Here is an 8,828-nt window from a genome sequence, read left to right on the forward strand (position 1 = left end):
CGGGCTATGGGGCTAAACTTTTGATCGGCAACGGCAACGGCAACGGCAACGGCAACGGCAACGGCAACGGCAACGGCAACGGCAACGGCAACGGCAACGGCAACGGCATAGCGCTGAGCTTGCCTCGTTGGGACGTCGGCGTTGTTGCGCTCATAATCGCTACGCGCCTGGCCCAGGCTCGGGGTGTCGCAGTGATAGGTGATGATCCGCGCATCCTTGGGCACGGCAGGGCGGGTGGAGGGCTCGTCACGCCCTGCGGCATTGGGGTTGGCCAAGTACCTCCCAGGCCCGAAGGCCCTTCAGCGCTTGTCGAGGGCCGGCCCGGCCTGTTGGCGCAAGGCCTTGGCGCGCTTCTCGAGGATCAGGTAGGTGACCACCGCCAACAGCAGCGGAATCAGGTAGTACAACGTTCGATAACCCAGCAGCGCGGCGACCAGCGAGCCCTGGCCGAGCTGGCCGTGGAGCAGGGCGAGGAACACGGCCTCCAACACGCCAAGCCCGGCGGGAATATGCGCGACCACGCCCGCCACGCAGCTGATCAGCAATACCCCCAGCACCGAGGGATAGAACAGTTCCGGCGGCAGCAGCAGGTGGATCAACGCCGCCATCAAAGCCCAGTTGCTGGCCCCCAGGACCACCTGGCCCAACGCCAGGCGCATGCTCGGCAGAGTGACTTCGTGCCCGCGCAGCTCCCACGTTCGCCGCTTGGCGAAGGCACAGGCGAACAGGTAAGCCAACGTGATCGCCACCATCATGACGCCTATCAGGCGCAGGCCGCCGGCGCCCACCGCCCAGCTATCCGGCAGCTTGACCAAGCCCAACGCGAACACCGTTCCGGCCAACAGCAGGTAACCCATCCAGTTGGTCAACAGGCCCAGGGTGAGGATGCGCGTGATGGTCGGGGTATCCAGCCCCAGCCTGCCGTACAGGCGATAGCGCAGGGCCACCCCGCCGACCCAGGTGGTAAAGTTGAGGTTGAACGCATAGCAGACGAACGCCACCGGCAGCACCTGGCGGGCCGGCAGGCGATGGCCGGTGTAGGCGCGGGCGAGCAGGTCGTAGCTGGCGAACACCAGATAGCTGCACAGGGCCAGCAGCAACCCCAGGGCCAGGGTCGAGGGTCGGTAGGCCAGCAGTGACTGGCGCACTTCGTTCCAGTCCAGGTTACGCGCCAGGGTGAACAGCAGCACCGGGATCAGCACCAGGAACAGTACGCTCAGCAGGCGTTTGCCCCAGGTCTTCCAGCGTGGCGTGGCCATCAGGTCTTGCCCCCGTGGTAGTCGGCCGGGGCCTCGCTGGCGGCTTGCAGCGACTGCAGGCGCTGCCGATGCGCGGGGAACCAGCCGGCGATACGCGGGAAATAGCGGGTGATGTGGAAACCCAGGAAAATCAAGGGTGCGCGCCACCAGTAGCCACGCACCATGCGCTCCAGCGTCACGGTCTTGCAGTGTTCGCGGGTGAGCTCGCTCAGGTGTTGGTAGAGCACGTCGTTGAACGCCCGGTCGCGGATCAGCAGGTTGGCTTCGAGGTTGAACGACAGGCTCAGCGGGTCGAGGTTGCTCGAGCCCACCGTGGACCAGTCGTCGTCCACCAGCGCCACCTTGCCGTGGAGCGGGCGCTGGCAGTACTCGTGGATACGTACGTCGTCGCGCAGCAGGTAGTTGTAGAGCAGCCGCGAGAGGGCGCGTACCCAGCGCATGTCTGGTTGCCCCTGGAGGATCAGGGTCACCTCGACCCCGCGCCGGGCGGCGTTGCGCAGTTCGCGCAGCAGGCGATAGCCGGGGAAGAAGTAGGCGTTGGCCACGACGATACGTTGCCTGGCCTCACGGAAGACCTGCAGGTAGCAGACCTCGATATCGTTGCGATGGCGCCGGTTGTCGCGCTCCACCAGCACGGCGCTGGCCGGGCCTGCGGCGGTGCAGGTCGGCTCTACCCGGCTGGTGGTATCCAGCACTGGTGCGAGCATGCGGCAGGAGGATGCGTGCACCTGGGCCACCACCGGGCCGACGACCTCCACCGCGTAGTCCTGCTTGGCCTGCGGACCGAAATCACCGAGGTGGTCGGCGCTGTAGTTGATGCCGCCGATGAACGCGCGTTGCCCGTCGATCACCAGGATCTTGCGGTGCAGGCGGCGGAACAGGTTGGTGCGCATGCCGGCCAGCCGTGGTTGCGGATCGAACGAATGGAAACGCACCCCGGCCTCGGTCATCGAGGCGATGAAGTCGTCGGGCAGGTCCGCGGTGCCGTAGCCGTCCACCGCCACCTCGACCCGCACCCCGCGCCGCGCGGCGTCGATCAGGGCCTGGCGCAAGGGTTGGCCGACCTTGTCGTCGTAGATGATGAAGGTTTCCAGGAGGATTTCCTTGCGCGCCTGGGCCACGGCCTCGAACACGCGCGGGTAGTACTGCTCGCCATTGATCAGCAGTTCGACACGGTTGCCGTCGCTCCAGGACTGCTTCATAGCGTCACCTGCGCCACTAGCGGGGCATGGTCGGAGAGGTGCGACCACGGGTACCTGGCCAACACTTGCGCCTCGCAGGCCTGAGCATTGCGCAGATAGATGCGATCCAGGCGCAGCAGGGGCAGGCGGGCGGGAAAGCTGCGCGCTGGCTTGCCAAAGGCTTCGCGCAGATGGCCCGACAGCCGCGCATCCGCTTTCAGGCGCCAGTCGTTGAAGTCGCCAGCGACGATGACCGGTTCGTCCGCCGGCAGGCTGTCGAGCAACGCCAGCAGCAGGTCGACCTGGCGCTGGCGATGGTCTTCGCGCAGCCCCAGGTGCACGCAGATCGCGTGTACCTGCTCATGGCCGGGTACTTCGAGCTGGCAGTGCAGCAGACCGCGCTCCTCGTTGCCGTGGATCGAGACGTCCAGGTTGTCGTAGGCGCGGATCGAAAACTTCGACAGCAGGGCGTTGCCATGATCGCCATGGGGATAGACCGCGTTGCGCCCGTAGGCGAACTGCGGCCACATGCTGTCGGCGAGAAATTCGTACTGTGGGGTCTGTGGCCAGGTGGGGTGGCGCTCGGCATGCTGTTGATGGCTGCCGTGGACCTCCTGCAGAAACACCAGGTCGGCGCCTGTCGAGCGGACCGCCTCGCGCAGCTCCGGCAGGATGAAGCGGCGGTTGAACAGGGTAAAGCCCTTGTGCACGTTGAGGGTCAGCACCGTCAGGCGGTGCACGGCGCTGACCTTGTCGATGATGCAGCGGGGGGCGGGCAGGGTCCCGTTCATAGCGCCCCCTGGCACAGTCCCCTGGGGTAGAAGCCCTTGCGCCATGGGCCATAGCGCCAACCGGAAATACCAATGCGGATCTCGCTCACGAGGGCTTCCTACGTTCGTGTACTTATCAGTAGCGACCGGTAGCGGAGCGAGAGGGTTCAGCAGGATTGACGAGTGGCGCTGGCTGGGAAACCGGTTCACCTCTGGCTGATGACCATGCTGCACCAAGGTGCCGTCATCCGTCGGATTGTTCCTCGGGTGGCACCTGGCCTTCCGGCCAGTCGGGTACCTTATGTTCCGGAGCGGGCGTTGGGACCTTTTCGCCGGGATCGTGCGGTACTTCATCGACATAAGGGTCTGGATGGTTGGGGTCGATCATGGCTGTTACCTCGTTAAAGCATTCGCGGCCTCACATACCGGCAGGACCGGAACCGTTCGATACGATCCAGGGCGAACGCTGTCGCCCTGGTTGGACCCCTTCGGAATCAGCGTTCCTTGTCCATGCTCTGGTCTTGGTCGCGTTGTCGACCACCGGCTTTTCCAGTGTCGGTAAGGTTCTCCCTGTCATCAGGCTGCTCCACCGATTGCCCGCCTTGTCGCCCGGTATCCTGGGACTGCGCCCAATCCTTGTCGGTCTTGTCCTCAGGCCGTTGACCGCCTTGCTGGCCGCCTTTCTGCCGGTCAGTCATGTCGCCTGCCGAGCCGTGGCCCCCTTGCTGGCCGGCGTTGCCCATGTTGTTGTCGGCGTTACGGTCGCCGCCCTTGTCTTGATTGTTAGCCATGATGGCTTACCTCTGGTCGAACACAGGAAGGTCTGTGTTCAGTTATGACTGAGCTGTCAGTCATCGCAGTAGAAATATTCTCGAGTTTTCGGACCAGTTGCCTGAAGGACCGCGAGGCAAATATTTAGCGGGTGAACAACAGCAGTGCAGGGAGGCGCCCTGCACTGTGAGAACACCTGCCGAAGGGGGCGAGAAAAACCGGAACTTTACCCGCCTTGTGGGTTTCCACCGCATGCCAGCGTGCAATTCGAGGTGAGTCCATGAACAGCGACAACGATACCGACGACAATCGACCACAATCCCCGGTGCAACCGGAGGATGACGAGCCGCAGGTGCAATCAGACGACCCGGACATAGGCCAGCCTGGCGAAACCGGGCAATCGGCCTGAAGGAGATCCAGCCATGAAATTCGACCGGTTTGCCCAATGGCTGGCCAACCACAGTGGACGCCCGGTGACTTTCGCCATCGCATTGATGCTGATCATCGCCTGGGGCGTGAGCGGGCCGTTGTTCCACTTCAACGATACCTGGCAACTGGTGATCAACACCTCGACCACGATCATCACCTTCCTGATGGTGTTCCTTATCCAGAACACCCAGAACCGCGACAACGATGAGTTGCACATCAAGATCGACGAGCTGCTGCGCACCACCAAGCGGGCGCACAAGGCACTGCTCGACCTCGAGGACATGGGGCCGGCCGAACTGCATGCGCTGCGCAAGCATTACCAGCGAATGGGCGAGCACGACACGACGGTGCCGGGCAGTGACTCTGCGCAAAAGAACACGCCTGACTGACCCTGGAGGACGACATGGCCAGACACATCATCCACTACACCGGCCCGATCAACTCCGCGACCTGCGGCAACCTGATCAGTACCTGCTCCAAGGCTTTGCAGCAGGGCGCCGAGGTATTGCAGCTGAATATCGCCACCATGGGCGGCGAGTGCAGCTACGGTTTCACCCTGTACAACTTCCTGCGCGCCTTGCCGGTGCCGGTGCATACCCACAACCTGGGCACGGTCGAATCGATGGGCAATATCCTGTTCCTTGCCGGTGTTCACCGTACGGCCTGTGCCTGCAGCAAGTTCCTGTTTCATCCCTTCCACTGGACCTTGCACGGTTCGGTAGACCATGCGCGCATGGCCGAATACGCCATGAGCCTGGACTACGACCTGCGCCTGTATGCGCAGATTGTTGCCGAGCGGACCGAAGGTGCCAGCGAAGTGCTCGACGTGCCGCGTTATTTGATGGCCTATCCGCGCATCCTGGAGCCGCAGGAGGCGCTGGCCAGCGGGATGATCCATGCCATCGACGAGTTGCCGATCGCTGCGGATGCGGTGCAATGGAGCGTGCATGCGTGAGCCCGGACGGCCTGCGCGGCGGGACCAGGCAAACCAATCCGGGCAACTTTGTAATGGGCTGGCCCTCCCTTCAGTCTGCCTGACAATTTATTGAATTTTCATGGAACACCACGATCAGTCAAAGAGTCATCCATGGAGAAGAGGAGGGCCTGCGGCAATGCCAAGTCCCCAGCTGTACACCATTGAATATCGGCTGCACGGAGAGCCGCGGCGGTTCATCATCCGCCAGGAACACATGGACAACGCCGAAGCCTGGCACTGGGCCAGTTGCGATGCGGGGTTGGGGATCATCCCGAAGTTCGGACGGGAAAAGATCAAAAAGGTCAGCCGGCCGATGGCCGAGCGGCATGGCATCACCGATGTGCACTGGCGGGTCTGAACCAGACGCTTACCCGCACAGGGAACAACGCCCGACAGCGAGTCACATATCCTGTGGGAGCGGGTTTACCCGCGAATAAAGCAACGCGGTATATGGCACCGGCTGCGCCGGTGTTCGCGGGTGAACCCGCTCCCACAGGGCCCCGCGACAGCTGACAGCCCGATCTGCGCTTAATTGCCCGAATATTTGACCGCCGCCGCCGTGCGGGTCGGCACATTGAGGGTCTTGAGCAGCGAAGACACATGAATACGCACCGTGAACGGCGAGATATCCAGCGCCCGTGCGATCTCCTTGTTGGTCTTGCCTTGGGCGATCAGGCGCAACACGTCCTGCTGGCGGTGGGTGAGCTGTTCCAGCTCGCTGGAAGCCCCCAGTTGCGGCAGCAGGCCGCTGGGCAGGTAGTTGACCACCACCTCGCCGGCGCGGATGGCGAGGATGGCCGTGCCGATCTCCGCGGGGCTGACGCTCTTGCCGATGAAACCATCGACGCCGGCGGCCATGACTTCGCAGATCACCTCCGGGTCGTCGACCATCGACACCACGATCAGCGTGGTACGCGGCAGTTGCCGGCGCAGCTCGGCGAGGCGACCGATGCAGGTCAGGCCGGGAAAGCGCAGATCGAGGATCAGGGTATCGGGCGTTGTGCCCAGGGTCGCCAGGCGCAGCACGTCGGCCAGGCTGCCGGCTTCCTCCAGCCGGGCTTCGGGCAGGATGCGCCGCACGGTGTTGACCATGGCTTCCCTGAACAGCGGATGGTCATCTGCCACGATGATGCGACAACTCACGTCGAGGAACTCCCTGTCGTCCGACACATGCTAATTTAGCAGTCAACTGCGGCATTTTCCCATGATGCTTGCCGCAAATGCCGACTGGCGCACAAGGACGTTACCCCATGAAGTTCGAAAAGAACAACGAACTGGACCAGGCCAACCTGCGCATCATCGTCGCCTCCTGCGCGATCAGCTACGTGGCGCTGCTGGGCTTCCTGCCGGGTCGCTCGCCGGCCACCTATCTGCCGGTGATACTCTACTACGCCGCTTTCGTGGTGGTTTCGATCGGCATGCGCCAGGCTATCAAGCGCTGGCCGGGGCATTATCCGGCGCGGCGGATCTTCGGCATGCTCGGTGACTACACCGGCACCAGCTTCGGCCTGGTGGTCGGCGGCGAAACCGCGCTGCCGCTGTATGCGGTGATGGTGTGGATCAACCTGGGCAACGGCATGCGCTTCGGTTCGCGCTACCTGGCCATTGCCACTGTGCTGGCCCTGGGGGCGTTGTTGGTGGTTTGGCGGCTGACCCCCTACTGGCAGGAGCAGCCGTTTCTGCTGCCGATGCTGCTGACCACCAGCACCCTGATCCCGTTCTATGCCCACCTGTTGCTGGAGCGCACGCGCAAGGCCACGGCCCTGGCCGAGGCCGCGACCCGCGAGAAATCCCGCTTCCTGGCCCAGGCCAGCCACGACCTGCGCCAGCCGATCCACTCCATCGGCCTGTTCACCGCCTGCCTGCGCGAGGCACGCCTGGGCGAGGAGGAGCGGCGCCTGGTGGACAGCATCGACCGCTCGCTGCTCAACGTCTCGCAGCTGTTCCGCTCGATTCTCGACCTGTACACCCTGGACAACGGCCGGGTGCAGCCGAAATGGGAGACCTTTGCCGTGGACGGCTTCCTGCGCGAGCTGCTGCGCCAGAACAGCGAGGCGGCGCGCTGGGCCGGGGTGGAGATGCGCCTGGTGCCGAGCCGTCACTGGATCCGCGCCGATCCGGGAATGCTGGCGACCATGGTGCAGAACGTGTTGTCCAACAGCTTCAAGTACGCCACCGGACGCCGGTTGTTGATCGGCGTGCGGCCTTGCGGGCAGGGCCTGGCCATCGTTGTCTGCGACCAGGGGCGGGGGATTGCCGAGGAGCACCAGGACCGGGTGTTCGAGGAGTTCTACCGGGTGCGCGAGGCACGCGACAAGGATGTCGAGGGGGTTGGCCTGGGTCTGGCCATCGTCAAGCGTCTGGGGCGGTTGATGGGCCTGCAGGTCAGCCTGCGCTCGCGCCTGGGACATGGCACCTGCGTGACCCTGCAGGGGTTGGCCAGGGTCCCTGCGCAAGTGCCGCGGGCCACGCTCGACCAGGCCGTGCAGGCGGGCCTGCTCACCGGGCTGCGGGTGTGCCTGGTGGAGGACGACCACAACGTGCTGCAGGCCACCAGTGCCTTGTTGCAACGCTGGGGGTGCGAGGTGCAGGCCGAGAGTTCGCCCCATGGCCTGGTCAGCGACTGTGATGTGATCGTCGCCGACTATGACCTGGGACCGCAGGCTACCGGCATTGACTGCATCGACCAGTTGCGCGCGCAGCGCGGTGCCGATGTGCCGGCGCTGATCATGACCGGTCACGACATCGACAGGCTGCAGGGCGCCTTGCACGCGCGGGGTATCGCGGTGCTGGCCAAGCCGGTGCGACCTGCCGAGTTGCGCGCGGCGTTGCGCGCCCTGCGCGAGAGGGAAACGGCGCCGGCGGTTCAGGCCGGCGCTTGAGGGTGTCACTGGAAGACGGGGGCCTGGCCTTCCTTCCAGCAGGTTGGTGACGGGGTGTAGATGCCCATGCCGGCCACGGCGACCAGACCGCCGCTGGGCACCTGGCAGTCAAACTGGCCCTTGGAGGTGCTGGCGGTGAAGTAGGTGGTGTTGGAGTCGCTGCGCAGGTTGCTGACCTTGCTTACCGGCACGCCGAGGGTGACCTCGGTACGCTGCTTGAGGGTGTCGGCGCTGGGGCTGGCGGTCTGGCAACCGGCCAGGGTGGCGAGGCCGGCAAGCAGGACCAGGGACTTGAAGGGGAAGGACATGGGGATCATCGCGTTGCTTCCTTGGCATTGTTCTCGGTACGGCGCACCCACCGCCAGGAAGGGGGGCTGGCTATGGGGCGATGGGCCGACTATAGCGCCGAGGGAGCATTGCGCGATGTAGGGCGGATGTGCGAGGTGGCATAGTGATGGCAATTTCAAGGTGTTGAGACTTGGCGTCCGGCTTGGAATTGCCGGGGCTGCTTTGCAGCCCTTTCGCGGCACGAGGCCGCTCCTACAAGGGGGCGCGAATCT

Annotated in this window: 13 protein-coding genes; 5 read left to right on the forward strand and 8 right to left on the reverse strand. The window is 64.4% G+C overall.

All coding sequences use genetic code 11. The features are described from left to right. From POF53_RS25565 to POF53_RS25590, 6 genes are all read right to left on the reverse strand, one after another. A partial coding sequence (locus POF53_RS25565) for a hypothetical protein (RefSeq protein ID WP_498969993.1) occupies positions 1-275 on the reverse strand: 275 nt, incomplete at its 3' end. 24 nt (positions 276-299) lie between these two features. Then, on the reverse strand, positions 300-1,259 hold the full coding sequence (locus POF53_RS25570; protein ID WP_498969995.1) for a lysylphosphatidylglycerol synthase domain-containing protein: 960 nt from the start codon (positions 1,257-1,259) through the stop codon (positions 300-302). Beyond that, positions 1,259-2,461: a cardiolipin synthase ClsB gene (gene clsB / locus POF53_RS25575; protein ID WP_203646670.1), complete on the reverse strand. Its 1,203-nt coding sequence runs from the start codon at positions 2,459-2,461 to the stop codon at positions 1,259-1,261. The genes POF53_RS25570 and clsB overlap by 1 nt, the downstream gene beginning before the upstream one ends. Beyond that, on the reverse strand, positions 2,458-3,231 hold the full coding sequence (locus tag POF53_RS25580) for an endonuclease/exonuclease/phosphatase family protein (protein WP_254463588.1): 774 nt from the start codon (positions 3,229-3,231) through the stop codon (positions 2,458-2,460). Before POF53_RS25580 ends, clsB begins: the two co-directional genes overlap by 4 nt. Positions 3,232-3,454: 223 nt before the next feature. Further along, on the reverse strand, positions 3,455-3,598 hold the full coding sequence (locus tag POF53_RS25585; RefSeq protein ID WP_254463590.1) for a hypothetical protein: 144 nt from the start codon (positions 3,596-3,598) through the stop codon (positions 3,455-3,457). A gap of 106 nt (positions 3,599-3,704) precedes the next feature. Further along, on the reverse strand, positions 3,705-4,001 hold the full coding sequence (locus POF53_RS25590; protein WP_498969998.1) for a hypothetical protein: 297 nt from the start codon (positions 3,999-4,001) through the stop codon (positions 3,705-3,707). Between the two features lie 260 nt (positions 4,002-4,261). On the opposite strand from POF53_RS25590, the gene POF53_RS25595 reads away from it, so the two are divergent. From POF53_RS25595 to POF53_RS25610, 4 genes are all read left to right on the forward strand, one after another. After that, the gene (locus POF53_RS25595; protein ID WP_269806751.1) at positions 4,262-4,390 is read left to right on the forward strand and encodes a hypothetical protein; all 129 of its coding nucleotides are present in this window, start codon (positions 4,262-4,264) and stop codon (positions 4,388-4,390) included. A gap of 13 nt (positions 4,391-4,403) precedes the next feature. Next, on the forward strand, positions 4,404-4,799 hold the full coding sequence (locus POF53_RS25600; protein ID WP_203646667.1) for a low affinity iron permease family protein: 396 nt from the start codon (positions 4,404-4,406) through the stop codon (positions 4,797-4,799). A 14-nt stretch (positions 4,800-4,813) separates the two neighbouring features. After that, on the forward strand, positions 4,814-5,365 hold the full coding sequence (locus POF53_RS25605) for an ATP-dependent Clp protease proteolytic subunit (protein ID WP_203646666.1): 552 nt from the start codon (positions 4,814-4,816) through the stop codon (positions 5,363-5,365). 157 nt (positions 5,366-5,522) lie between these two features. Then, positions 5,523-5,744, forward strand: a complete 222-nt coding sequence (locus POF53_RS25610) for a DUF6555 family protein (RefSeq protein ID WP_186713273.1) — start codon at positions 5,523-5,525, stop codon at positions 5,742-5,744. A 170-nt stretch (positions 5,745-5,914) separates the two neighbouring features. Here the strand turns inward: POF53_RS25610 and POF53_RS25615 are convergent, their stop codons facing one another. Further along, positions 5,915-6,529, reverse strand: coding sequence for a LuxR C-terminal-related transcriptional regulator (locus tag POF53_RS25615; RefSeq protein WP_203646663.1), 615 nt, complete (start codon positions 6,527-6,529; stop codon positions 5,915-5,917). Positions 6,530-6,636: 107 nt separating this feature from the next. Between POF53_RS25615 and POF53_RS25620 the strand changes: the two genes are divergently transcribed. Continuing rightward, a complete protein-coding gene (locus POF53_RS25620) occupies positions 6,637-8,268 on the forward strand; it encodes an ATP-binding response regulator (protein ID WP_498970001.1) in 1,632 nt (543 codons plus the stop codon). Positions 8,269-8,273: 5 nt separating this feature from the next. Here the strand turns inward: POF53_RS25620 and POF53_RS25625 are convergent, their stop codons facing one another. Further along, positions 8,274-8,585 carry a hypothetical protein gene (locus tag POF53_RS25625; RefSeq protein WP_232856177.1) on the reverse strand — a complete coding sequence of 104 codons (312 nt, stop codon included), beginning with the start codon at positions 8,583-8,585 and terminating at the stop codon, positions 8,274-8,276. Between the last annotated feature and the right edge of the window lie 243 nt (positions 8,586-8,828).

The sequence above is a fragment of the Mitsuaria sp. RG genome (assembly GCF_028369275.1).
In the GTDB taxonomy this organism is placed as follows: domain Bacteria; phylum Pseudomonadota; class Gammaproteobacteria; order Pseudomonadales; family Pseudomonadaceae; genus Aquipseudomonas; species Aquipseudomonas peradeniyensis.